The organism is Ruegeria sp. ABF4_144 (assembly GCF_056160045.1).
The window spans coordinates 1,972,767-1,998,364 of record NZ_JBSWWK010000001.1 but is presented as its reverse complement, the minus strand read 5'-3'; the positions used below and the strand labels follow the sequence as shown (position 1 = coordinate 1,998,364).

Annotated in this window: 29 protein-coding genes; 13 read left to right on the top strand and 16 right to left on the bottom strand. The window is 58.6% G+C overall.

Going from position 1 to position 25,598, the window contains the following annotated elements; genetic code table 11:
- Positions 1–95 precede the first annotated feature (95 nt).
- The 6 genes from ACXAGD_RS10065 to secG all read right to left on the bottom strand — a co-directional run bounded on the left by ACXAGD_RS10065 (position 96) and on the right by secG (position 4,900).
- Positions 96–818 carry a phosphate/phosphite/phosphonate ABC transporter substrate-binding protein gene (locus ACXAGD_RS10065; RefSeq protein WP_475212543.1) on the bottom strand — a complete coding sequence of 241 codons (723 nt, stop codon included), beginning with the start codon at positions 816–818 and terminating at the stop codon, positions 96–98.
- A 5-nt stretch (positions 819–823) separates the two neighbouring features.
- Positions 824–1,261 (bottom strand): tellurite resistance TerB family protein, encoded by a 438-nt coding sequence (locus ACXAGD_RS10060; protein WP_475210207.1) that lies wholly within the window; start codon positions 1,259–1,261, stop codon positions 824–826.
- Positions 1,262–1,281: 20 nt separating this feature from the next.
- Positions 1,282–1,731 carry a tellurite resistance TerB family protein gene (locus ACXAGD_RS10055; RefSeq protein ID WP_475210206.1) on the bottom strand — a complete coding sequence of 150 codons (450 nt, stop codon included), beginning with the start codon at positions 1,729–1,731 and terminating at the stop codon, positions 1,282–1,284.
- Positions 1,732–1,853: 122 nt separating this feature from the next.
- Entirely contained in the window at positions 1,854–2,627 is a 774-nt protein-coding gene (locus ACXAGD_RS10050; RefSeq protein ID WP_475210203.1) for an isocitrate lyase/PEP mutase family protein, read from the bottom strand.
- Positions 2,628–2,730: 103 nt separating this feature from the next.
- Positions 2,731–4,374 carry a CTP synthase gene (locus ACXAGD_RS10045; protein WP_475210200.1) on the bottom strand — a complete coding sequence of 548 codons (1,644 nt, stop codon included), beginning with the start codon at positions 4,372–4,374 and terminating at the stop codon, positions 2,731–2,733.
- A 160-nt stretch (positions 4,375–4,534) separates the two neighbouring features.
- Positions 4,535–4,900: a preprotein translocase subunit SecG gene (gene secG, locus ACXAGD_RS10040; RefSeq protein WP_170325501.1), complete on the bottom strand. Its 366-nt coding sequence runs from the start codon at positions 4,898–4,900 to the stop codon at positions 4,535–4,537.
- Positions 4,901–5,051: 151 nt separating this feature from the next.
- Here secG and nthA point away from each other — a divergent pair, with 151 nt between their 5' ends.
- From nthA to ACXAGD_RS10015, 5 genes are all read left to right on the top strand, one after another.
- A complete protein-coding gene (gene nthA / locus ACXAGD_RS10035; protein ID WP_475210197.1) occupies positions 5,052–5,666 on the top strand; it encodes a nitrile hydratase subunit alpha in 615 nt (204 codons plus the stop codon).
- Complete coding sequence (gene nthB / locus ACXAGD_RS10030) at positions 5,663–6,340, top strand: nitrile hydratase subunit beta (protein ID WP_475210195.1); 678 nt, start codon at positions 5,663–5,665, stop codon at positions 6,338–6,340. Before nthA ends, nthB begins: the two co-directional genes overlap by 4 nt.
- Positions 6,337–6,672: a nitrile hydratase accessory protein gene (locus tag ACXAGD_RS10025; RefSeq protein ID WP_475210192.1), complete on the top strand. Its 336-nt coding sequence runs from the start codon at positions 6,337–6,339 to the stop codon at positions 6,670–6,672. Before nthB ends, ACXAGD_RS10025 begins: the two co-directional genes overlap by 4 nt.
- Before the next feature lie 217 nt (positions 6,673–6,889).
- Complete coding sequence (locus ACXAGD_RS10020) at positions 6,890–8,185, top strand: adenylosuccinate synthase (protein WP_475210190.1); 1,296 nt, start codon at positions 6,890–6,892, stop codon at positions 8,183–8,185.
- Positions 8,185–8,427 carry a DUF2842 domain-containing protein gene (locus ACXAGD_RS10015; RefSeq protein ID WP_475210188.1) on the top strand — a complete coding sequence of 81 codons (243 nt, stop codon included), beginning with the start codon at positions 8,185–8,187 and terminating at the stop codon, positions 8,425–8,427. The genes ACXAGD_RS10020 and ACXAGD_RS10015 overlap by 1 nt, the downstream gene beginning before the upstream one ends.
- Before the next feature lie 27 nt (positions 8,428–8,454).
- On the opposite strand, the gene ACXAGD_RS10010 is transcribed toward ACXAGD_RS10015, so the two are convergent.
- Together ACXAGD_RS10010 and ACXAGD_RS10005 are read right to left on the bottom strand one after the other, a co-directional pair.
- Positions 8,455–9,015 carry an N-acetyltransferase family protein gene (locus tag ACXAGD_RS10010; protein ID WP_475210187.1) on the bottom strand — a complete coding sequence of 187 codons (561 nt, stop codon included), beginning with the start codon at positions 9,013–9,015 and terminating at the stop codon, positions 8,455–8,457.
- 180 nt (positions 9,016–9,195) lie between these two features.
- Positions 9,196–10,830 (bottom strand): hypothetical protein, encoded by a 1,635-nt coding sequence (locus ACXAGD_RS10005; protein ID WP_475210184.1) that lies wholly within the window; start codon positions 10,828–10,830, stop codon positions 9,196–9,198.
- 100 nt (positions 10,831–10,930) lie between these two features.
- Between ACXAGD_RS10005 and ACXAGD_RS10000 the strand changes: the two genes are divergently transcribed.
- Entirely contained in the window at positions 10,931–11,659 is a 729-nt protein-coding gene (locus ACXAGD_RS10000; RefSeq protein ID WP_475210182.1) for a thiamine diphosphokinase, read from the top strand.
- A gap of 33 nt (positions 11,660–11,692) precedes the next feature.
- On the opposite strand, the gene ACXAGD_RS09995 is transcribed toward ACXAGD_RS10000, so the two are convergent.
- Genes ACXAGD_RS09995 through ACXAGD_RS09985 form a run of 3 tightly spaced genes read right to left on the bottom strand, consistent with a single transcriptional unit; the run spans position 11,693 to position 14,202 of the window.
- Positions 11,693–12,103 carry a GFA family protein gene (locus tag ACXAGD_RS09995; protein ID WP_475210180.1) on the bottom strand — a complete coding sequence of 137 codons (411 nt, stop codon included), beginning with the start codon at positions 12,101–12,103 and terminating at the stop codon, positions 11,693–11,695.
- Positions 12,104–12,125: 22 nt separating this feature from the next.
- On the bottom strand, positions 12,126–13,499 hold the full coding sequence (locus ACXAGD_RS09990; protein WP_475210179.1) for an L-serine ammonia-lyase: 1,374 nt from the start codon (positions 13,497–13,499) through the stop codon (positions 12,126–12,128).
- Between the two features lies 1 nt (position 13,500).
- Positions 13,501–14,202 (bottom strand): glutathione S-transferase family protein, encoded by a 702-nt coding sequence (locus ACXAGD_RS09985; RefSeq protein WP_475210178.1) that lies wholly within the window; start codon positions 14,200–14,202, stop codon positions 13,501–13,503.
- 168 nt (positions 14,203–14,370) lie between these two features.
- On the opposite strand from ACXAGD_RS09985, the gene rpiA reads away from it, so the two are divergent.
- The 6 genes from rpiA to ACXAGD_RS09955 all read left to right on the top strand — a co-directional run bounded on the left by rpiA (position 14,371) and on the right by ACXAGD_RS09955 (position 20,565).
- The gene (gene rpiA, locus ACXAGD_RS09980) at positions 14,371–15,156 is read left to right on the top strand and encodes a ribose-5-phosphate isomerase RpiA (protein ID WP_475210176.1); all 786 of its coding nucleotides are present in this window, start codon (positions 14,371–14,373) and stop codon (positions 15,154–15,156) included.
- Between the two features lie 141 nt (positions 15,157–15,297).
- Entirely contained in the window at positions 15,298–16,656 is a 1,359-nt protein-coding gene (gene gor, locus ACXAGD_RS09975; protein ID WP_475210174.1) for a glutathione-disulfide reductase, read from the top strand.
- Between the two features lie 72 nt (positions 16,657–16,728).
- Entirely contained in the window at positions 16,729–17,871 is a 1,143-nt protein-coding gene (gene hflK / locus ACXAGD_RS09970) for an FtsH protease activity modulator HflK (protein WP_475210173.1), read from the top strand.
- Complete coding sequence (hflC, locus tag ACXAGD_RS09965) at positions 17,871–18,749, top strand: protease modulator HflC (RefSeq protein WP_475210172.1); 879 nt, start codon at positions 17,871–17,873, stop codon at positions 18,747–18,749. Before hflK ends, hflC begins: the two co-directional genes overlap by 1 nt.
- Positions 18,749–18,943, top strand: coding sequence for a DUF2065 domain-containing protein (locus tag ACXAGD_RS09960; protein WP_170324515.1), 195 nt, complete (start codon positions 18,749–18,751; stop codon positions 18,941–18,943). Before hflC ends, ACXAGD_RS09960 begins: the two co-directional genes overlap by 1 nt.
- A 185-nt stretch (positions 18,944–19,128) precedes the next feature.
- Entirely contained in the window at positions 19,129–20,565 is a 1,437-nt protein-coding gene (locus tag ACXAGD_RS09955) for a DegQ family serine endoprotease (protein ID WP_475212540.1), read from the top strand.
- A gap of 212 nt (positions 20,566–20,777) precedes the next feature.
- Here the strand turns inward: ACXAGD_RS09955 and ACXAGD_RS09950 are convergent, their stop codons facing one another.
- From ACXAGD_RS09950 to ACXAGD_RS09930, 5 genes are all read right to left on the bottom strand, one after another.
- Positions 20,778–21,446 (bottom strand): Crp/Fnr family transcriptional regulator, encoded by a 669-nt coding sequence (locus ACXAGD_RS09950; RefSeq protein ID WP_475210168.1) that lies wholly within the window; start codon positions 21,444–21,446, stop codon positions 20,778–20,780.
- 153 nt (positions 21,447–21,599) lie between these two features.
- A complete protein-coding gene (locus ACXAGD_RS09945) occupies positions 21,600–22,205 on the bottom strand; it encodes an inner membrane-spanning protein YciB (protein ID WP_475210167.1) in 606 nt (201 codons plus the stop codon).
- A gap of 16 nt (positions 22,206–22,221) precedes the next feature.
- Positions 22,222–23,124 carry an EamA family transporter gene (locus tag ACXAGD_RS09940; protein WP_475210165.1) on the bottom strand — a complete coding sequence of 301 codons (903 nt, stop codon included), beginning with the start codon at positions 23,122–23,124 and terminating at the stop codon, positions 22,222–22,224.
- Between the two features lie 88 nt (positions 23,125–23,212).
- The gene (gene ftsY, locus ACXAGD_RS09935; RefSeq protein WP_475210164.1) at positions 23,213–24,376 is read right to left on the bottom strand and encodes a signal recognition particle-docking protein FtsY; all 1,164 of its coding nucleotides are present in this window, start codon (positions 24,374–24,376) and stop codon (positions 23,213–23,215) included.
- 58 nt (positions 24,377–24,434) lie between these two features.
- Positions 24,435–25,073, bottom strand: coding sequence for a lysoplasmalogenase family protein (locus tag ACXAGD_RS09930; RefSeq protein WP_475210163.1), 639 nt, complete (start codon positions 25,071–25,073; stop codon positions 24,435–24,437).
- Between the two features lie 128 nt (positions 25,074–25,201).
- Between ACXAGD_RS09930 and ACXAGD_RS09925 the strand changes: the two genes are divergently transcribed.
- Complete coding sequence (locus ACXAGD_RS09925; protein ID WP_475210162.1) at positions 25,202–25,597, top strand: hypothetical protein; 396 nt, start codon at positions 25,202–25,204, stop codon at positions 25,595–25,597.
- Position 25,598 lies beyond the last annotated feature (1 nt).

Genomic DNA, 25,598 nt, shown 5'->3' with positions numbered 1-25,598 from the left:
GGGCAATGCAATGCGCAATTGACATCATCGGGGGCTGAAACGGTCAAATTGACCAAAGGTATTGGCCAATTCGGTCAGCGAATAAGCCCGGTTGTCTAATCCTGAGACGGATTAGGCACCGACAGATAGTCACCCTCTGGAGTGTCGATCAGGTCTCGAAGGTGCAGCAATTCACGATCTATCGGGGACAGGTCGCCAATCGCGGCCCGAACAGCGCGCGCGACCGCAGCGGCGTCCTGACCTATGGCAGTGATATAGGGCAGGGCTGGCGTTGGAATTGTGGCTCCGGATTCGCGCAAAACCGCGCCCAGGTCGGAATGCGCTTTGAGCATTTCCCACGTTAGCGCGTCCAACGCTGCAAAATCCGCCCTGCCTTCGGCGACTGCGGCCGCCGATTGCGCGTGGCCGCCGGTTGCCACCAGGTCAGCGGGCTGTTGGCCGCGTCTTTCCAGATGGATCATAGGCGCCGCCCAGCCTGATTGGGACAGCTTTTCGTTATAAGCAAAAGTGCCCTTTGCGAGCTGCTCCAGATCGCGGGGATCATCCTGACGGGAAACAAAAATGGAACGGTAATAGCCGGGTGGGCATCCCGTCAGCCCATAATCGGGCGTCCCAACCAGTTGCACTTTGTCGTGCAGGTGGTTGCGATAGGGCATCCCGCAGGTCTGGGCAAAGATCAGATCCGGGTTCAGCCACACATCCCAGACATCTGTATCTCGGGTCAGGTCATCGGGGCCATAGCCAAGGTGGTTCCGAATCGAAGTCCAGAGCCGGTCGTTCACCGGTTGCAGCACGGGCATGTCATACATGCCCAGCATCGCAATCACGATTTTGCGGCCTTTTGACGTGCCAGAGCGGAATCCACGTCGCTGACGCCCAGCAAGCTGACCACCAGACGAAGCAGCGAATCCTCTTCGCCCGTGCGGTGACCGTCGGCCAATGCAACCGACCACATTGCCTGCACCACGGCGAGCCGATCATCATAGGCGATGGCTTCCTTGATCGCGCGGGTAAAGCGGACCGTGTCCGGGGCTTCGGCCTCAAGGTCCTCGGCTCGAGCCCGCAGGGCGGCGGCTTCGAATGGGGACAGGCCATAGCGTTCAGCCGAGATCTTGTCGATTCGAGCCATTTCGGTATCGGCATAGTCGTTGTCGGAACGCGCAATGCGTACCAGCAGCGCCGTCAAGGCAAGGCGGGCGTCATCATCAGCAAGCGGGTCGGGGGCGGGCTGTGTCAGCCGGGCCAGAAAATCACTGAACATGAGTTAGATATAGACAGGGTCTAACGCTCTTCCAAGCGTCTTTGCATTCGCTCACGAGCGTTCTGGCTGTCGTTATAGCTCAGCCCCATAGCGACTCGCGCCTCTTCTACGATCTTCATCTCGCCTTCGTCGGAATTGCCATCAGCCAGAACGACCTCCCACAAAGCGTCCAGTGCAGCCAGGCGTTCCTGCAAGTCGGTGGTTTCACGGATCAGCTTGCCGAAGGTGTCGGTGTCAGGTGCGGCGGCGTGCAGCTTTTCGCAAGTGGCTCGGACCTTGGCGGCCTCGATTGCGTTATGCTGGTACAGCCGGGCTAGGATGCGGTCGATCAGGCTGATTTCCTCAAGCTTGTAATCCCGGTCTGCCTGCGCCACACGCACCATTAGTGCACCCAGCGCCAGTTCGGCATCCGGATCAGGCAGGGTGTCGTGTTGCGGCGGGCGTAAAGCCTGTAAAAACTTCTTCAACATGGCGTGAGGTTATTCCATATTTTGTAGTCCGCCAAGCGCGGACTACCCGTCATAGCAGTAAATTAGAAACGGCTTTTTCTAAGCGGCAAGAACACGCTGAGCGCGATCTTTGAGTGACGGGATCACCCGCCCTGAATGGCCTGTTTTGCTTGCTCCAGCAGCCATCCCAGCATTTGTCGATAGGGGACAGGGCCATAGCTGATCCGCGCAACGCCCAACCCGGCCAGTGTGGCCGTATCGGGTGTGCCGGGCAGGGCAATGATGTTGACCGGTAGGTCTGTCGATTCGCAGAGACGCGCAATCAGGGTCTCGTCCTTCAGGCCGGGCGCAAAGAACCCGCTGGCACCGGCATCAGCATAGGCTTTGGCCCGCGCAATCGCCTCGTCCAGCATAGCGTCGTTGTGGGTTTCAGGTTTCGCCTTCAGGAAGATGTCTGTGCGGGCGTTGATAAAGGCCGGGACAGCGGCAGCGTCACAGCCTTCGCGCATGGCCTGGACCCGCGCTTCCTGCGTTTCAATGTCATAGAGATCGCTGGTGCCAACGATCTGGTCTTCGAAGTTGAAACCAATCACACCGGTTTCCAGGGCACGTTCGACATTGGCGGCGACACCCAGAACATCGCTGGCATAAGCGCCTTCGAAATCCAGTGTCACCGGCAGATCAACGGCAGCCACGATCCGGCGGGCATTTTCCAGCGCGGCATCCATTGGGATGTTCTGACCATCGCCAAACCCCTGCGCCATCGCAACCGGAGCACTACCGGTCGCAATCGCCTTGGCCCCCGCATCACGCACGGCACCAGCGCTGCCCGCATCCCAGATGTTATATAGAATGACCGGCTCGCCCTTTTTGTGCAGGGCTGCAAACTCTTCCGCTTTGGTGGTCTGATTGGTCATGGCCGGTCTCCTGTCGCTGGGTTGCGGACAGTTAACCGTGGAAAGGGCGGGCGCGTATAGGTTTTTTTGCACCCGCCGTCACAAAGCGGTGACTGGCCTGCGATCAGACCAGGCGTGAACTTTCCTTGGAGGCGCGCACGAAGTCACGGAACAGCGGGTGCGGGTCAAACGGTTTGGATTTGAGTTCGGGGTGATATTGCACACCGATGAACCACGGGTGATCCGACCATTCGACGATTTCCGGCAGACGCCCGTCCGGCGACATCCCAGAGAAATTCAGACCAGCCTTTTCCAGCTTTTCACGGTATTTGATGTCCACCTCATAGCGATGACGGTGGCGCTCTTCGATCTGGGTGCCGCCATAAACCTCGGCGACTTTCGAGCCCTCGGCCAGAACCGCGTTGTACGCGCCCAGACGCATGGTGCCGCCTTTGTCGTCGCCGACTTTGCGCTCGACCTTATGGTTGCCCTGCACCCATTCTTTCAGGTGATACACGACCGGCTCGAACCTTCTCTTGCCTGCTTCATGGTCGAATTCTTCAGACCCGGCTTCGGTGATGCCTGCTGCGTTTCGCGCGGCTTCGATCACCGCCATCTGCATGCCCAGACAGATGCCCAGATAGGGAACCTTGTGTTCACGAGCGTATTGCGCGGCCTTGATTTTGCCCTCGGTGCCGCGCTCGCCAAACCCACCAGGGACCAGGATCGCGTGGAAACCTTCCAGATACGGGGCGGCGTCTTCGGTATCGAAAACCTCGGCATCGACCCACTCGACCTTGACTTTGACCCGGTTGGCCATGCCGCCGTGTGTCAGGGCCTCGGCGATCGACTTATAGGCGTCTTCCAACTGGGTGTATTTGCCGACGATGGCAACCTTCACTTCGCCTTCGGCGTTGTGGATGCGGTCGCTGACGTCTTCCCATTTCGCCAGATCGGGCTTGGGGGCAGGGCTTATTTGGAACGCATCCAGAACCGCCTGATCCAGACCTTCGCGGTGATAGGCCAGCGGGGCGTCGTAGATGGTGCTCAGGTCCTGCGCCGCGATCACGCTGTCAGGACGCACGTTACAGAACAGCGCCAGCTTCTCGCGTTCCTTGGTAGGAATCGGGCCTTCGGAGCGGCAGACCAGAATATCGGGGGCGAGACCTATCGAGCGTAGCTCTTTCACCGAGTGCTGGGTCGGCTTGGTTTTCAGCTCACCAGAGGCCTTGATGTAGGGCAGCAGTGTGAGGTGCATAAAGATACACTGACCACGCGGTTTATCTTGGCTGAACTGACGGATTGCTTCGAAAAACGGCAGGCCTTCGATGTCGCCAACGGTGCCACCGATTTCGCACAGCATGAAATCAACCTCATCTTCGCCGATGGAGATGAAATCCTTGATCTCGTTGGTGACGTGCGGGATCACCTGAATGGTTTTGCCAAGGTAATCACCACGGCGTTCTTTCTCGAGCACGTTGGAATAGATACGGCCTGAACTGACCGAGTCGGTTTTGCGCGCAGCAACGCCGGTGAAACGTTCGTAGTGACCAAGGTCCAGATCGGTTTCTGCGCCATCATCTGTGACAAACACTTCGCCATGTTCGAATGGTGACATCGTGCCCGGATCGACGTTCAGATAGGGATCCAGCTTGCGCAGACGTACCGAATATCCCCGGGCCTGCAATAGCGCGCCCAGAGCCGCTGAAGCCAATCCTTTACCCAAGGACGAAACCACACCACCAGTGATGAAAATAAAACGCGCCATGTTTTTCGGCTGCTCCCGTGAGACGTCATTATCAGCTGCCCGGCGGTTCGAAAAAAACCGCTGCATCACGGGACTTCACGTATAAAGGATTCGCGCCAATAGCGCAAGAGAACCGCAAGATGCTGTTGCAGCTCTCTTTTAGATTTCTAAGTGTAGTAGATCAGTCGGCTTGCGGAATCAGCGGCGCGTTGTCGCCCTGAGCCGGAGGCAAAAGATCATCGGTCGACGGAACTGCCGGTGTGCTTTCCTCGGTCGCGGCCGGGGCAGGAACGCCCAGACGGTCGATCACCGAGCTGCCCGACGATTTTTGAGCCGCCAGAATGGTCAGCGTGATCGAGGTAACGATAAAGCATGCGGCCAAGATCCATGTGACCTTGCCCAAAGCCGTCGCTGCGGCGCGACCGGTCATGGCGCCACCGCCGCCACCGCCCATACCCAGGCCACCGCCCTCGGACCGCTGCATCAGAACAACGGCGATCAGGCCCAGAGCCAAGAGAAGATGGATGATGAGAACGACGTTTTCCATGGTGGTCCTGTACAGCGTGGCGTGTATCGCGTGGTACTTATGCAAGTTTGCCATCGGGGGCAAGGGAGGAGTTGCCATCAATCCCTGTGATATGCGGCATCACGTCAAAGAGACTGGACAGGTGGGCAAAAGGTGACGCAGGCTGCGGCCTATGCCGCATGATGATCCCGACCACCCGCACGCCTTATTACCGTCCGATCCCGCCCTTCGCGTCAAAGCGCTTGAGACGATTCTGACCCGCAAGGGGCTGATTGACCCGGCAGCGCTGGATGAGATCATTGACACCTATCAAAACAAGATTGGTCCCAAGAACGGCGCGCGCGTTGTTGCAAAGGCATGGACAGATCCGGATTTCAGGAAAGCCCTGCTTGCGGATGCAACGCCGGTGGTCGCTGATCTCGGATTTTACGGCCGTCAGGGTGAGCATATTGTTGCCGTGGAAAACACACCCGACCAGCACAACATGGTCGTCTGCACGCTGTGCAGTTGCTACCCTTGGCCTTTGCTTGGAATTCCGCCGGGCTGGTACAAGTCCGACGCCTACCGGGCGCGTGCTGTGCGAGAGCCGCGTAAGGTTCTGGCGGACTTTGGGGTTACTCTGCCGAACGAGACGGCCGTTCGCGTCTGGGATTCGACTGCCGAGATTCGTTACCTCGTACTGCCCATGCGCCCCGAAGGCACCGACGGGCTGGGCGAGGACGATCTGGCCGCGCTTGTCACCCGCGACAGCATGATTGGCACCGGCTTACCTAAGGTGCTCTCTTGACTCGCGTACATGATATGGGCGGTCGCTTCGGTGATGGCTTGGTGAATCCAGAACCCGAAGATGCTCAGGTCTTTGCCGAAGATTGGCACGCGCGCGCGCTGGCAGTGACACTGGCCGCCGGGTTTCTGGGGCAATGGAATATCGACGTCTCGCGTCACGCGCGGGAAAGGCTGTCGCCCAAGGATTACGCGCGGTTTTCGTATTACGAAAAGTGGATTTCGGGCCTTGCTGATCTGCTGGTGGAAACGGGCGTGCTGACAGTTGAGGACTTGCAAGGGGCAGGCTCGGATGACCTGCATCCTTTGTCCGACCGCGTACTGAAGGCCGAAGCTGTCGCTGCCGCGCTCGCAAAAGGGGGACCGGCAGACCGTCCGTCAGATGTGCCTGTGCGGTTTGAGGTTGGCCAAGGTGTACGTACCGCCCAGCCATCCACCAATCGACTTGTGGATGGCGGCCACACGCGCCTGCCGAACTATGCATCTGGTGCGACGGGTAAGGTATTGCGGTTACATGGCACTCATGTGCTGCCGGACTCGAACGCACATGGGCTTGGAGAGGCGCCAGAACCGCTCTATGCCGTTGTCTTCCCTGCGTCTGAGCTTTGGTCCGATCCGGAAAACCCAAATGATGAAATTGTACTGGACCTCTGGCAAAGCTATCTGGAACCAGCGTGACCGACAGCACCTTCCATTCTGCGCCGGAACCAGTTTTTGCTGAACCCTGGCACGCACAGGTGTTCGCAGTGACCGTGGCACTGAACGAGGCGGGGTGTTTTGATTGGCCTGACTGGGCCGCTCAATTTTCGAAGACACTGAAACGCCGTGGGCTGGACCGCGAACTGGATGGCGGTGATGACTATTTCCATGCTTGGCTGGAAACGCTTGAGCGGTTGCTGGACGAACTAGGCGCAGCCATCCCAGAGGAGGTCACCCAAATTAAGAACGCGTGGGAAGAGGCTTACCTGACAACGCCTCACGGCCAGCCAGTGCATTTGACCGAAAGCTAGAGGGGGGCGCTGCCCCCCGTTGCCCATTCCGGGCGACCCCCCCCCGGGAAATTTGGGCCAGATGAACTGAGGATCCGCTCTTCGTCTGGCTAAATATATCCCCGCCGGAGGCACCGGGCGCTGCGCGGTTATCGCATGCGGCGAATTACCGGTTTCCCTGTCGCTTTGTCCTCGCTATACGAGCCGAGTTTGATAATTCAGCGCAAAAGGACCGGATATGGCCAATGTGGTTGTTGTCGGCGCCCAATGGGGTGACGAAGGAAAAGGCAAGATCGTCGATTGGCTCAGCGAGCGTGCAGACGTGATCGCGCGTTTTCAAGGTGGGCATAATGCCGGTCATACGCTGGTCATTGATGGCGAGGTCTACAAGCTGAACGCGCTGCCCTCGGGCGTTGTACGTGGCGGTAAGCTGAGCGTTATTGGCAACGGGGTTGTCTTGGATCCGTGGCATCTGGTCAACGAAATCGCTTCGATCCGCAAACAGGGTGTCGAAATCACGCCAGAAACCCTGATGATCGCGGAAAACACCCCTCTTATCCTGCCGATCCACGGAGAGCTGGATCGCGCAAGGGAAGAGGCTGCAAGCAAGGGCACAAAAATCGGTACTACCGGACGTGGTATTGGCCCTGCTTATGAGGATAAAGTTGGTCGCCGGTCGGTTCGTGTAGCAGATCTGGCTGACGAGGCGACTCTGGAGGCGCGTGTAGATCGTGCGTTGCAGCACCACGATCCGCTGCGCAAAGGACTGGGAATCGAGCCCGTCGATCGGGATGCCTTGATTGCTCAGTTGAAAGAAATCGCTACAGAAATTCTGCCTTTTGCTGCCCCTGTCTGGAAAGTGCTGAACGAAAAGCGCAAGGCCGGTAAGCGTATTCTGTTCGAAGGGGCGCAAGGCGCATTGCTGGATATCGATTTCGGCACATATCCTTTCGTGACTTCTTCCAACGTGATCGCTGGTCAGGCGGCAACAGGCGTGGGTATCGGTCCGGGATCGATCGATTTCGTTCTGGGGATCGTCAAGGCTTACACGACCCGCGTAGGAGAGGGGCCGTTCCCGACCGAGTTGGATGACGATGACGGTCTCCGTCTAGGGACACGTGGACATGAGTTCGGAACTGTGACTGGTCGCAAGCGCCGCTGTGGCTGGTTCGATGCCTGCCTTGTGCGCCAGACCTGCGCGACCAGCGGTGTGAACGGTATCTCGTTGACCAAGCTGGACGTTCTGGATGGGTTCGAGACGCTGAAGATTTGCACAGGGTATGAACTGGACGGTGAACGCCTGGATTATCTGCCGACTGCGGCCGATCAGCAAGCGCGCTGCACGCCGATCTATGAAGAGATGCCTGGGTGGAGCGAATCTACCGAAGGCGCACGCAGCTGGGCCGATCTGCCGGCCAACGCGATCAAATATGTGCGTCGCGTCGAGGAACTGATCGAATGCCCAGTGGCCCTTCTATCTACCAGCCCGGAGCGGGACGACACCATTCTGGTGACCGACCCGTTTGCTGATTGATGAGCGACGACGGAAAACCGGGCCTTAGTTACAAGGCGCGCCGCCGCTGGTCGCTGGTGCTGCTGCTGATCGGGCTGCCGGTCTACATCGTGGCTGTTGTGACAATCGTGAATTGGCTAGACCGCCCACCGATCTGGCTGGAACTGCTGGTCTATGTCGCTTTGGGCATTGTCTGGGCGCTGCCTTTCAAGTTCGTCTTCAAAGGCGTCGGCAAGGAAGACCCGGACCATCCGTCAGAATGACCAGTCAGGGCGGTTGATTAGGTTCGTTCATCCTGGCTGCCGTTCCGACCCGGGCCACGTGAGGATCGCGCGAGCCATCGCGTGGTATTCGCCCGAAATCTCTTCGGCAACGCTGAGCGGGGTAGGCCAGGGCGCGGTCAAAGTGGCCTGAATCTGCCCCGTGACCAAGTTCAGGTCTGCGTCGTGTTTCGCGGCCAGACGGCGCATTTTCTGATTGGTGGCCAGGCACAGCATGTGCACTTCGCGAATCCCGCGATTCCGGGCTGCGGTTATGATCCGAGACAGTAAAGCGTCCCCGATACCACGATCCTGCCATGCCGTTTCAACTGTAAAGGCGGCCTCGGCCACATGCACTAGGCTGTCTGGGAGAACGCGCAGTTCCCCCACGCCCCGCAAGCAAGAATCCGGAAAAGCGCCGAAGATCAATGCTGTATTGTCAAAGATCCCGGATAAATAGGTCTGAACATACGCAGCGCTAACCGGAGCGCCAAATCGCGATGTCAGAGCTTCGGTGTTCAGGCTATTGAAATGGCTTTCAATTTTGGATTTATCGAAAGCGCGCAAGCGTCGGATGGGCAGTTCATACATGGCGTGGCCCTTGTTTGAACGGGATCGGAAACAACCGTCACCCTCAACCTATCATCTTTCTGCGCTGCAGCATAGCGCATGAACCCACCGACAGCGGAAAAAGGAACATGCGAATGCCGATGTGCAAGAAAAATGGACCGAAGAAACCTCCGGCCCATCGCTAACTGATTTGGCAGTGAGTTACCCTGCGGCGCGTTCATCATCTGGGCGGAAGCCGATCTGCGTCGAGGCTGCGAAACGCCCGCCGCCCGCTTTTTCGATCTTACCGTCCCGCAGCAACTGGCCGAACGAACGCAGGCTTTCTTCCCGGTTGAAATCATCCTGCTTGAGCGATCGGATTTTGTTCATCAGCTGCGGACGCGAGAACTGCTCCTGACCTTCGATGAAGGAAAGATAGGCAGCCGCCGCTTCCAGCAGGTCCGGCAGAGATTGCGCACCTTGTTCCTGCGCGAAGAGGGCAAAGCCACTTTCTTCCTCCGCAGGTTCTTCACCCTCGGCTTCGGAGGTCACGCGGCGGGGACTCACCGGTCCAGAATCCTTGGTCTGGTTGTCGATGCGCTGTTCGGCCACGAGTTTGAGCGGTGCCGCGTCATCACTGGACGGACGCTTGGTGGTGACCTCAACTTCGGGGCGGCGCGGGCTGACGACCGAGGACAGGTCGCCGCGGTAGTCCTGATCGTCGTCGTGAGTGGTCTGGCCTTTTTCGCTGCGCTCCGCTTCGGTTGCTGCGACGGCTGCGCGCAAATGAGTATAGGCTTCGCGCTTGTTGCTTGCGTCTGGTTTGTCCAACTGCTCGCCAACCTTGTCCATCAGGCGCGAAACATCGTGGTCCAAGTCAGAGTTCGCAGCGTTCGACGTACCGGCACGATCGGCCAGGATGGATTCGACACTGGCAATCTCTTCGAGCAAGTCGGCCTCATCCTCTTCCGTCAGGACACCTTCAGGGGCCGCGACGACGGTCTCTTCGTCAGCGCTGGTGTCGCTCAGGATATTGGCGACCTCTTCCTCGTCGGTTTCACTTTCGTCGGTTTCGTCGAGATCTGCGAACAAAACATCCGGAGTGGCAGCCTCGTCTTCATTCTCTTCCTCGACTGCAGGTGTTTCGAGTTCGCTTTCCAGAGCCTCCACGGTGGGCTCTTCAACCTCTTCCTCGATTACCGGGGCCTCAGGTTCGGCTTCCAGGGTCGGAGCGGCAGGTACCTCAACCTCTTCGGCCTTAGGTGCTTCGGGGGCAGGTGTCTCCGCCGATTGTTCCACCTCCAGGGTGGTTTCCAGATCGGCCGGGTCCAGCGAGCCGGCGGCGAATGCTGCTGCTACCGCGTCGGACGGGCCAGCCGTGCTTTTCATCAACGCCGTATCTTCATCTTCGGTGTAGATGACCGAGTTTTCCTCAGAGTGGGACACCACCGCGCGGATACGCTGCAGTTTGGCAGCAATGCTGTCAGCGGCGGGAGGGGGTGTGTCCTCAACGGATTCAGCCTCGGTGATAACAGGCTGAGAGGGGGGCGAGGGGGGAGGAGTGTTGATGACGTTCAGATCCGGCGCGCTGCTGGTTGGGTCTTCCGTGGCGCGGATTAACAAGCCAGCGTCGCTGTGGCTTGCCTCGACCTTGCGCGACGCATCACGTTGCGCGATTTTTGCCAGCATTTCTGTATCAGGCTGCGGAGGTTCAGAACCGAAATAGCGATCATCGGCGGCAAGATCACGGAAGTATTCGGCAATTGCTTTCATCGTCTCGAAGGAATCGTCAAAACCTTCCAAAGTGCACGAGAAGGTTCCATAGGAGACGGTTAAAACCTTGTTATTCTGTACCATCAGACGCACGTCCTTTACAAACTACATGAGCCATTCACCCGACGACGGGCACACCTATGGCTCGTAACTCTCAGCATGAACCTATCATTTTGTGGTCTCAATGTGTCCAAATCCGGGAAAAATGATCAATCCTCTAAAAAATAAACAAATTGTGCGGTCTGAGGAGCCAATCGGGCTGGTCGGAGGGGGTGAAATAGGTCCTGACGACATGAATTTGATGCTGAATCGCGTCAAAACCGTAGTGGCTGCAGATGGCGGGGCGATTCCGATGATGGATTCGGGGCGTGTGCCGGACGCAGTGATCGGTGATTTTGATTCGCTGAGCGGTGCTGACCTTGACCGGATCCCTGTGGATCGGCTGTTTCCAATACGTGAACAGGACAGCACGGATTTTGACAAGGCGCTGCGCAGCATCAATGCGCCGCTAGTATTGGGTGTCGGGTTTCTGGGTGGTCGGTTGGACCACCAGATGGCTGTCCTTAACGCTCTGGTTCGGCTGCAAGATCGACCTTGCATCCTGATCGGAGAGCATGAAGTCGTTTTCCACGCGCCGCCGCAAATCAGACTAAGCCTTACGCCCGGCGATGTGGTTTCATTGTTTCCGTTTCGTCGTGTAACCGGCCTCAGTAAAGGGCTGGAGTGGCCAATCGACGATCTGGTGCTGGAACCGAACGGCCGCGTGGGGACATCCAACCGAATCATGGCGGATCTGGAGCTGACCGTGGACGGGCCCGGCCTGTTGACCATGGTGCCGCGCGACGCTCTGGATCTGGTCATGCAGGCGTTTTTGTCAGGGCAGACCGGGCACTGGCCCACACGCGATGACTGACATCAAGACCGGTAACACTATTGCGGCCCGCGCTTAGGGCAGGGGCTGAACCTTGGTGTAATCCGGCCCGATGCAGGTAGGCAGGTCGTCGCCCAGTTGAACCCAGTGCAGCTTTTCCTCATGCGCCACGTGCAGCGTGGGTTCCAACTGGTTCGGGTCCTCCAGCGTTGCCACATAAAGATGCAGGACATCGGACATGGCTTGTGAGCGGAACGAGATCGGCGTGCCGCAGTTAGGGCAAAAGCTGCGCTCAACCCCGGGGGAGGAATTGAAGGTCTTCGGCGCATTGCCTGTCCAGCGCCATTGGCCATCGCGCACGCCGAAATAGGTGGTCATCGGTGCCGCGCATTGCCGCCTGCAACTGTCGCAATGGCAGGTGACGCAGGACAAGGCAGGAGGGTCGACCTCATAACGGATGTTGCCGCACAGACAATGACCCCGCATGGTATTCCCTCCCCTTATGACGTCAGCAGTTGGGTACGTTTACTGCCAGACCGCCCAAAGACGTTTCCTTATACTTTTCGTGCATATCATGCCCGGTCTGACGCATGGTTTCGATAGCCGCGTCCAACGGCACGAAATGCTGACCATCTCCGCGTAGCGCCAGTGATGCAGCCGAAACCGCCTTGATCGCCGCCAGTCCATTGCGTTCGATGCAGGGCACCTGAACCAGCCCTTTGACCGGGTCGCAGGTCATGCCCAGATGATGCTCCAGCGCGATCTCGGCGGCGTTTTCCACTTGTTCCGGCGTACCGCCCATCACGGCGCACAGACCGGCTGCAGCCATGGCCGACGCGCTGCCGACCTCGGCCTGACACCCAGCCTCGGCCCCCGAGATCGAGGCGTTATACTTGACCAGACCACCAATGGCGGCAGCGGTCAGCAGGAAATCCTCGATATGGCTTTCCGACGCCCCCGGCACGTGGTCGAGATAATAACGCAGCACCGCAGGAAGCGTTCCTGCCGCGCCATTGGTCGGCGCAGTGACGACCTGACCACCGGCGGCGTTTTCCTCGTTCACCGCCATAGCATAGACGCTCATCCAGTCATTGATGGTGTGCGGTGCGTTCAGGTTCATGCCACGTTCGGCTAGCAGAGCTTCGTAAATGCCCTTGGCGCGACGGCGCACGTTCAGACCGCCGGGCAGGATACCGTCTGTTTTCAGGCCACGTTCAATGCAATCGTTCATGACCTCCCAAAGGCGCGCGGTGCCCTTGGCAAAACTGACAGGGCAGCCTCGCGCCACCTCGTTCTCGCGCTTCATTTGGGCAATGCTCTTGCCGCTGTCTTTCGCCATCTCAAGCATCTGTGCTGCCGAGTGGAACGGGTAGGGCACGGGGGCACCGTCATTGGTATCCTTGCCCTCGGCGAGTTCCTCTTCGGTCAGGACAAAACCGCCTCCGACCGAGTAATAGACCTGCCGCAGGATCACATCGCCCTGAGCGTCGGTTGCCATCAGGATCATGCCGTTGGCATGGCCGGGCAGGTTGTGATCGTAGTCAAAGATCAGATCGGCCTTGGGATCAAATTGCAGGGTCGGCAGACCTTCGGGCATGACCGTATGGGTTTCGGCAATCGCAGCCAGCGCGGCTTCGGCCTTGTCGTTGTCGTAGGTGTCCGGCACGAATCCGGCCAGCCCGAGGATGGTGGCGCGGTCGGTCGCGTGACCAACTCCAGTAAAGGCCAGTGAGCCGTGCAGCGATCCACGCAGGCCTGCGAATTCGAACGGCGACGCGCGCATCAGGTCCAGAAACCGGGCGGCCGCAACCATCGGCCCCATGGTATGAGACGAAGACGGACCGATGCCCACTTTGAACATATCGAAGACGGATAGAAACATGTTAGGTAGCTGAGCCTTCTTGAGGAGTAGCGTAACTCGGGGATGTGAACGGTGTAACCCCCAACCCTTCTGCCGCGATGACGGCTTGGGTGGCAGGGCGGGTTTCAAGCTGTGTCAGGATCGCTTGCAAATGAGGGGTGTCCGACAGCTGATACCAGCTGCGGTCGGTGCTGGCAGGGTACAGCGCCATCCAACGCATCTGGCAAGCCAGGTAAATTGTCAGAACCGAGGGCTGCGTAGGGTGCAGCCAGTCTGGTGCGTTCTTCGCCTCTGTATCCAATATCTGAAGGTGTCGACGCAGCCGTGGTCGAATGCCGTCGCGCAAAGAGTCAGCTTGCACGGCGTCTATGTATTTCTCTGCATAGAACAGAATGCGCAGATCAGCGTGCAAAGTGTTTGATGCGAAGAACAGCCATTTCAGAAACGCAGCCCGCTCTGAAGCTTCGGGTGGTGGCGCCAATTGCGCATGCGTATCGGCCAGCCATAGCAGGATGGCAGCTGTTTCAAAGATCGCTCCTTGCGGGGTCTCCAGCACAGGAATCAGCCCGTTTGGATTCAGCTGACGGTAGGCTGCACTGTCCTGTTCGTTCCGGCGGCGATCCACCAGGACGGTCTCATAGGGCAGGCCCATCTCTTCCAGCGCCAGTCTGATCACCAGAGAGGCGTTGTCGGGGGCATAGTGCAGGCGATACGGCGCAGTCATGGAAATCTATGTATAGCGCGGCGGGCAGGGCGAAAGCCTCGATTGCGACGTTTCCAATCGGAAACGCGTATTTTCGATAGATGTTTGCGTGGCGGTGGGGCGAATTGGCTCTCGCAGTCGGCGGTTGCTTTCCGTATAAACCCAGCAGCAATACAGGGAAACGCTGCCATGACCCGAGATATGTCCCCCATCGATAAGGCCAAATACGTCGCTGCGCGTCGTGCCGCTGATATGGTTCAGGATGGGATGCGTGTCGGGCTGGGCACCGGATCGACCGCCGCTTGGATGGTGCGCCGTTTGGGTGAGCGGGTGCAGACCGAGGGGCTGCGGGTCAAAGGCGTTCCGACCTCGATCCGCACCGCGCAACTGGCCCGCGAGGTCGGGATCGAGGTGGTCTCGCTGGATCAGGCCGGATGGCTGGATCTGACTATCGACGGCGCGGATGAGTTCGATGGTGAGCTGAATTTGATCAAAGGCGGCGGCGGCGCGCATCTGCAGGAAAAGATCGTCGCAACGGCCAGCGATCAGATGGTAGTAATCGCCGATGCCGGCAAAGAGGTCGAAACGCTTGGGGCCTTCCCCCTGCCGGTCGAGGTGATCCCGTTTGGCTGGCAGACCACACGGACCCTGATCGAAGAGGCTCTGGACACGATGGATGTGCTGGGCAACTCGGCGATGTTGCGAATGAATGGAGAAGCGCCCTTTGTGACCGACGAAGGTAACCACATTCTGGATCTGCATCTGCAGCGCATTGGTAATGCGCGCCAGCTTGCATTGGTGCTCAATCAGGTGCCTGGTGTGGTCGAAAACGGTCTGTTCATCGACATCTGTGACAAAGTTGTGATCGGGCACGGCGATGGCCGGGTCGAGTTGCGCGATATCAACGCAGGCACCACCGAACTGGACCAGCTGGTAGAGGGTGGCGAGAACTTGTTTTCGGATCTGGCGGATTGAGACTGGCGACGGAGCCGAAGCGCGAAACACACTTGGTGGCAGTGCTTTAGGTGAAGATTATACGCCGACAAGGGTTGGCAGCGCGTCTTTCGACCCCAGATAACCATCGAATTTTGGCCTGACGAAATAAAGGAACTCAGGATGAGCTTTGACTATGATCTGTTCGTCATCGGAGGCGGCTCGGGCGGGGTCCGCGCGGCACGTGTGGCGGCTGGTGAAAACGGCGCCAAAGTGGCGCTGGCCGAAGAGGACCGCTATGGCGGGACCTGTGTCATCCGGGGATGTGTACCGAAAAAGCTGATGGTTTTTGCCAGTGAATTTTCGGGCATGGTCGGCGACGCGCAAGCTTATGGGTGGGACATCCAGCCCGGTGCGTTGGATTGGAACACGTTCCACGGCAAGCTGGTGACGGAACTGGACCGGCTGGAAGGCATCTATCGCAACATCCTGAAGAACAACGGTGTCGAAAGCTTTGATCAGCGTGCCCATATTGTGGATGCGCATACAGTCGAACTGGCCGATGGTACCCGCAAGACCGCCAAGCACATTCTGATCGCTACCGGTGGCCGCCCGGTTGTGCCCGAGTTTCCGGGATCGGAACTGGCCATCACCTCGAACGAGATTTTCCATCTTGAGAAACTGCCCGAAAGCATCCTGATCGTCGGCGGTGGCTACATCGCCAGCGAGTTTGCTGGGATCATGAACGGGATGGGTGTGAAGACCACTCAGTTCTATCGCGGTGCGCAAATCCTGCGCGGCTTCGACGAAGAGGCCCGCGGGTTGATCAGCGAAGAGATGTGCCAGAACGGCATTGACCTGCACCTTGGCACAAACGTGCTTGAGATGAAAAAGCAGGGCGACAAGATTTGGGTCAAAGCCACCAACGGAACCGAGCAGGTCTTCGATGTGGTCATGTACGCCACCGGGCGCGTGCCGAATGCCGACAATCTGGGCCTTGAGGCTATCGGTGTCGAACGCGGTCGCAAGGGTGAGATCATTGTTGACGAATACAGCCAGACCGGCGTGCCCTCGATCTATGCCATCGGTGACGTGACCGACCGGGTGAACCTGACCCCGGTTGCGATCCGTGAGGGCATGGCCTTTGTCGAGACTGTCTTCAAAGGCAACCCGACGCCTGTGGATCATGAACTGATCCCAACTGCGATTTTCACCCAGCCGGAATTCGGCACCGTGGGCCTCAGCGAGGAAGAGGCGGCTGCGCAGGAACCGATTGAGGTGTATGCGACCTCGTTCAAGCCGATGCAAAAGGCTTTTGCAGGCGGAACGCAGCGGGTTCTGATGAAGCTGATCGTCAGTCAGGCCACCCGCAAGGTGCTGGGCTGCCATATCGTCGCTCCCGGCGCCGGTGAGATGATCCAGCTGGCTGGAATTGCCGTAAAGATGGGTGCGACCAAGGAAGATTTCGACCGCACTGTCGCCGTTCACCCGGTCATGGCCGAAGAGCTGGTGACAATGCGTCAACCTGTTCGCACTGCTTGATTTGCAACTGCGCGCACACAAGTTACAAGGGAACCCGTGATCACACGGTCCAACACAAGGGAATAGATACATATGGCGGGCAACAGCGGTGGCCCCTGGGGGGGCGGAGGCTCCTCGGGTGGCGGAGGAAATCGGGGTAACAACGGGAATGGGCAGCGCCCGCCCGAAGGCGACGGCCCGCAGATCCCCGAGATCGACGAACTGATGAAGAAAGGCCAGGAGCAGCTGCGCGTCCTTATGGGCGGTCGTGGCGGTTCGGGCCGCGGCGGCGGTCAAGGTGCGGGTGGGGGCGGTCCCATCTTTACCAAAGGCACCGTACTGATCGGTGTGGTTGTTGCGGCTGTGCTTTGGGGTGCTGCAAGCTTCTATACCGTCAAGCCCGAAGAACAGTCGGTTGAGCTGTTCTTGGGTGAGTTTTCGGCTGTAGGTAATCCGGGTCTGAACTTTGCCCCGTGGCCCTTCGTGACTGCTGAGGTCATCCCGGTAACTCGCGAACAAACCGAAGATATGGGTGGTGCGCGCGGCACTGACGATGGCCTGATGCTGACCGGCGATGAAAATGTGGTCGATATCGACTATCAGGTCGTTTGGAACATCAACGACCCGGCCAAGTTTCTGTTCAACCTGCGGGATCCGCGTCAAACGATCCGCGCCGTGTCGGAATCGGCGATGCGTGAGATCATTGCGCAAAGCGAACTGGCGCCGATCCTGAACCGCGATCGTGGTATCATTGCCGAACGCTTGCAAGAGCTCATCCAATCGACGATGGACAGCTACGACTCAGGTATCAACATCGTCCGTGTGAACTTTGACAAAGCCGACCCGCCGCAGGATGTGATTGCGGCTTTCCGCGACGTTCAGGCCGCAGCACAGGAACGTGACCGTCTGCAGAACGTGGCCGACGCCTATGCCAACCAGGTTCTCGCGCAAGCCCGCGGTGAAGCCGCACAGGTTCTGGAAGAAGCCGAAGCCTATCGCGCGCAGCAGATCAACAGCGCACAGGGTGAGGCCAGCCGTTTCAGCGCGGTTCTGGAAGAATACAGCAAAGCGCCTGATGTGACTCGCAAGCGTCTCTATCTGGAACGGATGGAACAAGTTCTCGGCGATGTGGACAAGATCATTCTGGACGAGAATTCGACCGGTCAGGGGCAGGGCGTCGTGCCTTATCTGCCGTTGAACGAACTGCGCCGCAATCAGGCCGAGGAGAGCAACTGATGCGTAAGTCACCCCTTATCCTCATCTTCGTCGTAATTCTCGGCGTGATCGGCCTGTCCTCGATCTTTATCGTTGATGAGCGTGAGCGCGCGCTGGTTCTGCAATTCGGCCGCGTCGTTGCGGTGAAGGAAGATCCCGGTCTGGCGTTCAAAATTCCGTTGATTCAGGAGGTTGTTCGCTACGATGACCGTATCTTGTCGATTGACGTTCAGCCGCTGGAAGTCACTCCTCTGGATGATCGTCGTCTGGTGGTCGATGCTTTCGCGCGCTATCGGATTTCTGATCTGAACCGGTTCCGTCAGGCGGTTGGCGTAGGCGGCATTCCGGTGGCCGAGGATCGTTTGGACCGCATCCTGCGTGCCGAAACCCGCGAAGTTCTGGGTTCAGTTTCATCCCGAGATATCCTGAGTTCCGACCGTGCCGCACTGATGCTGCGCATCCGCAACAGTGCGATTGCCGAAGCGCAGGCGCTGGGCGTCAACGTGATCGACGTGCGTTTGAAAGCCACCGATCTGCCGCAGGCCAACCTCCAGGCAACATTCGAACGTATGAAGGCCGAGCGGGAACGTGAAGCCACCGACGAACGCGCCCGTGGTAACGAAGCGGCTCAGCGTGTTCGCGCGCAAGCCGACCGGACCGTAGTTGAACTGGTGTCGGACGCCAATCGCGAGGCAGAGATCATTCGCGGTGAGGCAGACGCCCAACGCAACGCAATCTTCGCCGAAGCTTTTGGCAAGGACCCTGAGTTCTTCGAGTTCTACCGCTCGCTGTCCGCCTATGAGCGTGCGTTGGGCGGCAGCAACAGCTCGATGGTGCTGAGCCCGGATTCCGAGTTCTTCAACTATCTGAAATCGCCCACCGGGCAGAGTGGCCAGTAATGGGTCTGATCCTTCTGGCCTTCGGGCTGGTATTGATTGTCGAGGGGCTGGCGTACGCGCTGGCCCCTTCGCTTATTGAACGTATGCTCGAAGCGCTTCGGTCGCTGCCAGAACAGGCGCGGCGACTGGCCGGGCTGCTTTGTGTGGTCAGCGGTCTGGTGCTGTTGTGGGGCGCCTATCAGGTCGGGTTTTGATACAGTGATTTCACTTGCCGGTGATTTCCCCGCGATCCCGAGTTGCGGGCTTGGACAAACTGACTACATTGGTTGCTAAGAAAGGTTGCCGAGGGGCGGCCACAGAAGAATTGTCGACAAGGAGTTCCCAAGTGCAGGCACAAGCACGAAGTATTTCCGTCCAGCGGGACGATAGTGTTGGTTTCATGCGGCTGATGTGGCTGGCTTTTGCGGGGATGTTGCTTGTTCTGGCTCAGACCGTCGCCGCGCAGGCGCGGGGCGAAAGCCTGGCGCCGCTGGCCGAAAAGATCAGCCCTGCGGTGGTCAACATCACAACCTCAACGCTGATCGAAGGGCAGACAGGCCCGCAGGGGATCGTGCCCGAGGGCTCTCCGTTCGAAGACTTTTTTCGCGAGTTTCAGGACCGCAACGGTGACGACGGCAACCGCCCGCGTCGCAGCAATGCGCTGGGATCAGGGTTTGTGATATCCGAGGACGGCTATATAGTTACCAACAATCACGTCATTGCTGAAGCTGATGAAATCCTTGTGGAGTTTTTCCCTGGCGACGGTCAGCCTGTGAAGGAACTGCCCGCCAAGGTGATCGGCACGGATGAGAAAACCGATATCGCACTGCTCAAGGTCGAGGCCACGGGCCCGCTGCAATATGTGAAATTCGGTGACAGCGACATCGCGCGAGTAGGTGATTGGGTGATCGCGATGGGTAACCCGCTGGGTCAGGGTTTTTCGGTCTCAGCTGGCATTGTCTCGGCCCGGAACCGGGCGCTGAGCGGGTCTTATGATGACTATATCCAGACTGACGCGGCCATTAACCGGGGCAACTCGGGCGGTCCTCTGTTCAACATGGATGGCGAGGTGATCGGCGTGAACACTGCGATCCTGTCGCCGAACGGTGGCTCGATCGGGATTGGCTTTTCAATGGCGTCCAACGTGGTGGTCAAGGTTGTCGATCAACTACGCGAGTTCGGTGAGACACGTCGCGGTTGGCTGGGCGTGCGCATTCAGGACGTGACCGAGGACATGGCCGAAGCGATTGGCCTCGACAAGCCCGGCGGCGCGCTGATCAGTGACGTGCCGGATGGCCCGGCGAAAGAGGCCGGTCTGCTGGCCGGTGACGTGATCCTCAGCTTTGACGGAGTCGAGGTCGAGGATACGCGCGGTCTGGTCCGTCAGGTTGGCGAAACCACTGTTGGCAAATCGGTTCGCGTGGTGGTGCACCGCGACGGGGGTACTCAGACCGTTCTTGTAACGCTGGGCCGTCGTGAGGACGCAGAACGCGCTGAAAGCGATGACGAAGGCGCTCCGGAGGCCCCGGCCGAAGAAGATGCCGATGTTCTTGGTCTGACGATCTCACCGCTGACCGATACGCTGCGGACTGATCTGGGTCTGGATGAGGATGCAGAAGGGCTGGTTGTGACCGCTGTAGACGAGGCGTCGGAAGCGTTTTCCAAGGGGCTGCGTGCCGGTGATCTGATTACCGAGGCCGGTCAGCAAAAGGTCAGCACGATTGAGGACCTTGAGGCGCGCATGGAAGAGGCGCGCGAGGCAGGGCGTAAATCGCTGTTGCTGCTGGTTCGCCGCGGCGGTGAACCTCGCTTTGTGGCGCTGAGCCTGAGCGAGTAAGTAGCTTTATCAGAAATGAAGTAAGGCCGGAGGTAATTCTCCGGCCTTTATTTGTGCTGGGAGGTAATGAGCCACGCGCTTGGAAGGCGCGTGGCCCTGATACAGGGAGAGGTCAGTGGACAGATATCGGGGATGATTCTCTGACCTCCTACGGTAACAGTTATGACGATAGGCTTAACGCCGCCCAGGGTCTGTGAAGCAGGTCACAAGGGTCAGATCAGGTCGGAATCTGCCAGTTCCCGCAGGGCGTCGAAGTCCTGAATTAGCAGCCCGCCACGCGACGCCTCAACCACGTTGTCGCGTTTCCAGGTAGAGATAGTCTTGGATACAGCTTCTCTTGTGGCACCCACGAATTCGGCCAGTTCGCTTTGTGACAGGGTAATCCGCGTGGACGGGTCATCCTGCAGTTCGGACAGGTGCAACAGTTTGCGGGCCAAGCGGATCGGCATCGGCAGAAAGACCTGCTCGTTCAGTTGTGATCCCATCCACCGCATTCGCAGGCCGGCCAAACGGATCAGATCGACGGCAAGGTCGGGATGTTGCCGAACCTGACCCATCACATCGCCGTGCCGCACCCGCAATATTCTCGAAGGTTCGGCGGCCGCAATAGTGGCAGTGCGGGGGCCGCTATCGAACAGGGCAATCTCGCCAAAGACCTCGCCGGGGCGCATAAGGGTCAGCGACAGTTTGCGCCCGCTCATGGCCAGAAAGGACACTTCAAGCGTTCCTTCAAGGATAGCGTAAAGGGCGTCACCTTCATCGCCTTGCTCGAACAGAACCTCGCCACGCTCCAGAGAAATTTCAGTCGCCTGTGCGGCAAGCATGGCTTTCAGTCTGTCTGAAGCATCGGACAGAAAGCCGCTGTCTGGAAAAGCCGTCATGAGTTTCGGGTGCTCCGGCTGTGAGTGGTGTCACAACTTTCCACAGCTTTGGCGTTTAGCCAAGGATTATTGTCCGATTGTACCCGCCTGACGTGTGGGAACTATGTGAGTTTCTGCCTTCGCATGAGGCGAGAGCTGCCTTTGTGCGTTCCGTTATTGGCTGTCGGGATCGTCCATATAGCTTTGCAGAAGATTGAATTGCAGCATCAGGAATACCATGAGCGCGATCGGGAAAGCGAAGGTTTCGATCTTGACCCAAAGGTCGGTCGACATCGTACGCCAGACGAACTCGTTGGCAACGGCCAGAACCGCAAAACAACCGCAAAGCCGACGGGTCAGGATCATCCAACCTTCGTGGCGCATCGGCAGCATCTCGTCCAGAACATAAGCTAGATAGGACTTACCCTGCAGCAGACCGATGCCAAGGATCACCGAAAAGAACCCGTAGACCAGCGTGGTTTTCATCTTGAAGAACCGCTCGTCATTGAACCAGGCGGTAAGGCCGCCAAAGAAAATCACCATGAATGCCGTGAAAATCTGCATCCGGCTGAGTTTGCCGGTCAGGAACCACAGGACGCCCATGGCGGCCAGCATCAGTGGGACAAAGATGATCGTGGCGATGATAAAGCCGGAATATTCAACACCGCCGATCAGAAAACTGTCGTCTCGCAGCCGCAGGTAGATGAAGAAAAAGGCCAGCGGGGGGCCAAGCTCCAGCACCTGTTTCAAAAACGGATTGATCTTTTTTTCGCCTGTCATCGGTTCTTCCTGCTGCTTACCCGCCCATTTCAACTATTACGGCGCCGAGTGCAATCAATGCCATCAACCCGATCCGCCTGGGGCCCACGGTTTCTTTCAAGACCAGCCATCCTATGAGGGCGGCGAAGACGGTCGAGGTCTCCCTTAAGACAGCGGCCTCGCCGACCTTGTCGAGCCTTGTGGCCAGCATGATAGCTCCGAAAGACAAAGGAGCGATAATACCGCCTGCCAGGCCGCGTAACATCAGCGGGCCGATGGTTGGGCGGTTGATCATCGCACGCCATCTGAGGAAGGCATAGATCGGCATCGCGGCCCCGTCGATCATGAAGAACCAGGCCAGAAAGGTGAAAGGGTCGGCGGTGGCGCGAATGCCGTAAGCGTCATAGGTCGTGTAGAGCGCCACGAACAGGCCGGTTGCGACGGCCAGAACCAGTGCAATGCCTAACGTCTCGCGGTTGGTTTCGAGAAAGCGAAAATTGTAGGCCGCCAATCCGAAGATCCCGGCCAACAAGACGGCCACGCCGAACCACTGGGTTCCGGTAAAAGTCTCGCCGAACAACAGATAGGCACCGATGACGGTGAAAAGCGGGCCGGTGCCGCGGACAACAGGATAAACGACCGTATAGGACCCCTTCGTATAGGCCATTGCTTGCAGGGTTTTGTAAGCGATGTGGATCACCCATACTGTGGCAAAGATTGGCCACATGTAGGGTTCCGGCCAAGGGACGATAAAAAATGCGAAGGGGGCCGCCAGCAGGCAATAGCTCGCATCGATGGCACCGCGCGACAACCAGGGATCGTGGCGGCCCTTTTGCAGAGCGCCAAAGACCGCGTGCAGAAAAGCCGCCATCAGGGCCAGCCCCAGCGCAAGCTGGTGGCCTGCTTCGGTGCCTTCTAGAGAGATCAGCCAGTCGCTCAAGTGTCAGGTCTTTGTGCTTGGAGGAGAGGCTGGGGGTTTTCCACCCCCAGACCCCCGGAGGAAACTTGCGGCCAGATGGAGGGCGGGATCAGCTTTGGTCCAGGCCAGTGAGGGCAGCGGCGAATTCTTCGGGGTCAAAGGGGGCAAGATCGTCGATTTGTTCACCGACGCCGATGGCGTGGATAGGCAGGCCGAACTTGTCTGCCAGAGCAACCAGCACGCCGCCTTTGGCGGTGCCGTCGAGTTTTGTCATGACCAGACCGGAAACATCGGCCAAATTGCGGAAAGTTTCCACCTGGCTCAGGGCGTTCTGACCGGTGGTGGCGTCCAGCACCAGCAGGGTGTTATGCGGTGCTGTGTCGTCGACCTTGCGGATGACGCGAACGATCTTGGCCAGTTCCTCCATCAAGTCGGCGCGGTTTTGTAGACGACCTGCGGTGTCGATCATCAATAGATCGGCGCCATCTTGTTGCGCTTTGGTCAGGGCATCGAAGGCGAGGCTGGCGGGGTCGGACCCTTCGGGAGCGGTTAGGACGGGTACGCCAGCGCGTTCTCCCCAAACCTGCAACTGTTCGACCGCGGCGGCACGGAAGGTGTCTCCGGCGGCGATCACGACCTTTTTGCCGGCCGATTTGAACTGGCTGGCCAGCTTGCCGATTGTGGTGGTCTTACCTGATCCGTTGACACCAACGACCAGTACCACTTGCGGCCGTTTGGAGTAGATGGGCAGGGGCTTGGCAACGGGCTCCATGACGCGGGCAACCTCCTGCGCCAGAAGCTGCTTGATTTCCTGAGTCGAAAGTTTGCGGCCATAGCGTCCCTCGGCCATATTTGCAGCAACGCGCAGGGCGGTGTCGACACCCATGTCCGAGGCGATCAGCAACTCTTCGAGCTGTTCCAGCATGTCGTCGTCCAGTGTGCGGCGGACGGCGGTTTTGGCCTCGCTGCGACCGAACAGACGGCCCAGCACGCCCTTTGCGGGGGCAGCCTCGGGCGGGGGCGGGGCAGGGGTCGGATCGACAGGCGCCGGTTCAGGCACCTCGACCGGTTGCGGAATAGGCGCGGGGTCCGGTACTTCGGGGACAGGTTGCGGGACTTCCGGAACGGGTTCCGGCTGCGGCTCGGGCTCAGGGATGATCGGGTCGGGCGCGGTCGTTTCCTCGCCGCCGTCCTCGACGATGGCCTCAAGCCCCTGTTCGAGGCGGGACGAGGATTTGAACAGCTTGTCCTTGAGCTTTGAGAAAAACGCCATTTTTGGTCTCCGCAGGTGTTCACCTCACCTAATGCGGATTTGCGGCAGTTGCAAAGGGTCAGAGGAATGCGGTCAACAAACCGGCCTGCGCACCCCAATAGAGCGGCCAAACCAGATAGGGCGTGATCTTCAGGGCCGGATGGCCTGCAGGCAACAGGAACTTTTCGGTCGCCAGGATCAGGTCGGACGCGATGAAGGCTAGGGCCGCAGGCAGCGCCCACCGTAGGGCGCCGGCTTCGGGCAGCGCCAGAACGGTTATTCCCATCCCCAGAATGATCGGGATATAGGCCAGAACGGGGATTTTGAGGTCTCCGGCACGAGGGGCGAGCAACGTAGCGGCAATGATCCCAAGGATGGTGAGCGACCAGAAAAAGCCGGGCTTGTCGAAAATCAATGTGAGGTCGCTGGCAGGATAGGTCAGGAACAGCGCGATGTAAGCCAGATGCCCCACGGCAAAAGCTCCGATGCCAGCCATGAAGGTGCTGTCCGTCTCACGCGACAACAAAGCGTCGCCCAAGGCGCACAAGGCCAGCGCCAGAACCAGAAGAAGCGGTGCGGCATGTAGCAGCGCTATTATAGCCAAAAGAGCAACCGATGCGGTTTTCAGCAGCGACCGCGAGGCGTTGGCCGGGCGCGGGGACAGAGGAAGATAGACCAGAGCACAGAGACCTGCGAGCCAGAACAATGCGGTTGCCATGAAAACTTCCCCCGTTTTTCTTGCAGCATGTTACGGGTTTTAGTTCCGCCTCAACCGGTGACGTCGAGGCAGGTTGTTTTGCGGAAATGGCGATGGCACCGGGGAACCGCATCTGACACAATGTGCTCATGTTCAGATACCTAGCGATTCTTCTTCTGCTGCCCGCGTTTTCAGTGTCGGCTCAAACAGCGCTGACGGCGTCGGATTTCGACGAATATACGCGTGGCAAAACGCTGTATTATGGCTTTCAGGGAAAGGTCTACGGGGTCGAGCGGTACTTGCCTAATCGCCGCGTCATCTGGTCGTTTCTGGATGGCAATTGTAAGTATGGCGTCTGGTATGAACAGGACGACCAGATCTGTTTTATCTACGAAGATCGATTGGCCCCGCAATGCTGGGTTTTCACTCGTTCAGGGAATGGTCTGCTTGCTCAGTTCGAAGGCGACCCGGCGCAGTCGGAGCTTTATGAAGCCGAAGATATCGACGAAGAGATGATCTGCTATGGGCCGGACGTTGGAGTGTAGG

Excerpts from the sequence above, each read along its gene's own strand:
- ACXAGD_RS10065 (WP_475212543.1), bottom strand. The coding sequence starts at position 818 with ATGCTGGGCATGTATGACATGCCCGTGCTGCAACCGGTGAACGACCGG.
- ACXAGD_RS10060 (WP_475210207.1), bottom strand. The coding sequence starts at position 1,261 with ATGTTCAGTGATTTTCTGGCCCGGCTGACACAGCCCGCCCCCGACCCG.
- ACXAGD_RS10055 (WP_475210206.1), bottom strand. The coding sequence starts at position 1,731 with ATGTTGAAGAAGTTTTTACAGGCTTTACGCCCGCCGCAACACGACACC.
- ACXAGD_RS10050 (WP_475210203.1), bottom strand. The coding sequence starts at position 2,627 with ATGACCAATCAGACCACCAAAGCGGAAGAGTTTGCAGCCCTGCACAAA.
- ACXAGD_RS10045 (WP_475210200.1), bottom strand. The coding sequence starts at position 4,374 with ATGGCGCGTTTTATTTTCATCACTGGTGGTGTGGTTTCGTCCTTGGGT.
- secG (WP_170325501.1), bottom strand. The coding sequence starts at position 4,900 with ATGGAAAACGTCGTTCTCATCATCCATCTTCTCTTGGCTCTGGGCCTG.
- nthA (WP_475210197.1), top strand. The coding sequence starts at position 5,052 with ATGCCGCATGATGATCCCGACCACCCGCACGCCTTATTACCGTCCGAT.
- ACXAGD_RS10020 (WP_475210190.1), top strand. The coding sequence starts at position 6,890 with ATGGCCAATGTGGTTGTTGTCGGCGCCCAATGGGGTGACGAAGGAAAA.
- ACXAGD_RS10015 (WP_475210188.1), top strand. The coding sequence starts at position 8,185 with ATGAGCGACGACGGAAAACCGGGCCTTAGTTACAAGGCGCGCCGCCGC.
- ACXAGD_RS10010 (WP_475210187.1), bottom strand. The coding sequence starts at position 9,015 with ATGTATGAACTGCCCATCCGACGCTTGCGCGCTTTCGATAAATCCAAA.
- ACXAGD_RS10005 (WP_475210184.1), bottom strand. The coding sequence starts at position 10,830 with ATGGTACAGAATAACAAGGTTTTAACCGTCTCCTATGGAACCTTCTCG.
- ACXAGD_RS10000 (WP_475210182.1), top strand. The coding sequence starts at position 10,931 with ATGTGTCCAAATCCGGGAAAAATGATCAATCCTCTAAAAAATAAACAA.
- ACXAGD_RS09995 (WP_475210180.1), bottom strand. The coding sequence starts at position 12,103 with ATGCGGGGTCATTGTCTGTGCGGCAACATCCGTTATGAGGTCGACCCT.
- ACXAGD_RS09990 (WP_475210179.1), bottom strand. The coding sequence starts at position 13,499 with ATGTTTCTATCCGTCTTCGATATGTTCAAAGTGGGCATCGGTCCGTCT.
- ACXAGD_RS09985 (WP_475210178.1), bottom strand. The coding sequence starts at position 14,202 with ATGACTGCGCCGTATCGCCTGCACTATGCCCCCGACAACGCCTCTCTG.
- rpiA (WP_475210176.1), top strand. The coding sequence starts at position 14,371 with ATGACCCGAGATATGTCCCCCATCGATAAGGCCAAATACGTCGCTGCG.
- gor (WP_475210174.1), top strand. The coding sequence starts at position 15,298 with ATGAGCTTTGACTATGATCTGTTCGTCATCGGAGGCGGCTCGGGCGGG.
- hflK (WP_475210173.1), top strand. The coding sequence starts at position 16,729 with ATGGCGGGCAACAGCGGTGGCCCCTGGGGGGGCGGAGGCTCCTCGGGT.
- hflC (WP_475210172.1), top strand. The coding sequence starts at position 17,871 with ATGCGTAAGTCACCCCTTATCCTCATCTTCGTCGTAATTCTCGGCGTG.
- ACXAGD_RS09960 (WP_170324515.1), top strand. The coding sequence starts at position 18,749 with ATGGGTCTGATCCTTCTGGCCTTCGGGCTGGTATTGATTGTCGAGGGG.
- ACXAGD_RS09955 (WP_475212540.1), top strand. The coding sequence starts at position 19,129 with ATGCGGCTGATGTGGCTGGCTTTTGCGGGGATGTTGCTTGTTCTGGCT.
- ACXAGD_RS09950 (WP_475210168.1), bottom strand. The coding sequence starts at position 21,446 with ATGACGGCTTTTCCAGACAGCGGCTTTCTGTCCGATGCTTCAGACAGA.
- ACXAGD_RS09945 (WP_475210167.1), bottom strand. The coding sequence starts at position 22,205 with ATGACAGGCGAAAAAAAGATCAATCCGTTTTTGAAACAGGTGCTGGAG.
- ftsY (WP_475210164.1), bottom strand. The coding sequence starts at position 24,376 with ATGGCGTTTTTCTCAAAGCTCAAGGACAAGCTGTTCAAATCCTCGTCC.
- ACXAGD_RS09930 (WP_475210163.1), bottom strand. The coding sequence starts at position 25,073 with ATGGCAACCGCATTGTTCTGGCTCGCAGGTCTCTGTGCTCTGGTCTAT.
- ACXAGD_RS09925 (WP_475210162.1), top strand. The coding sequence starts at position 25,202 with ATGTTCAGATACCTAGCGATTCTTCTTCTGCTGCCCGCGTTTTCAGTG.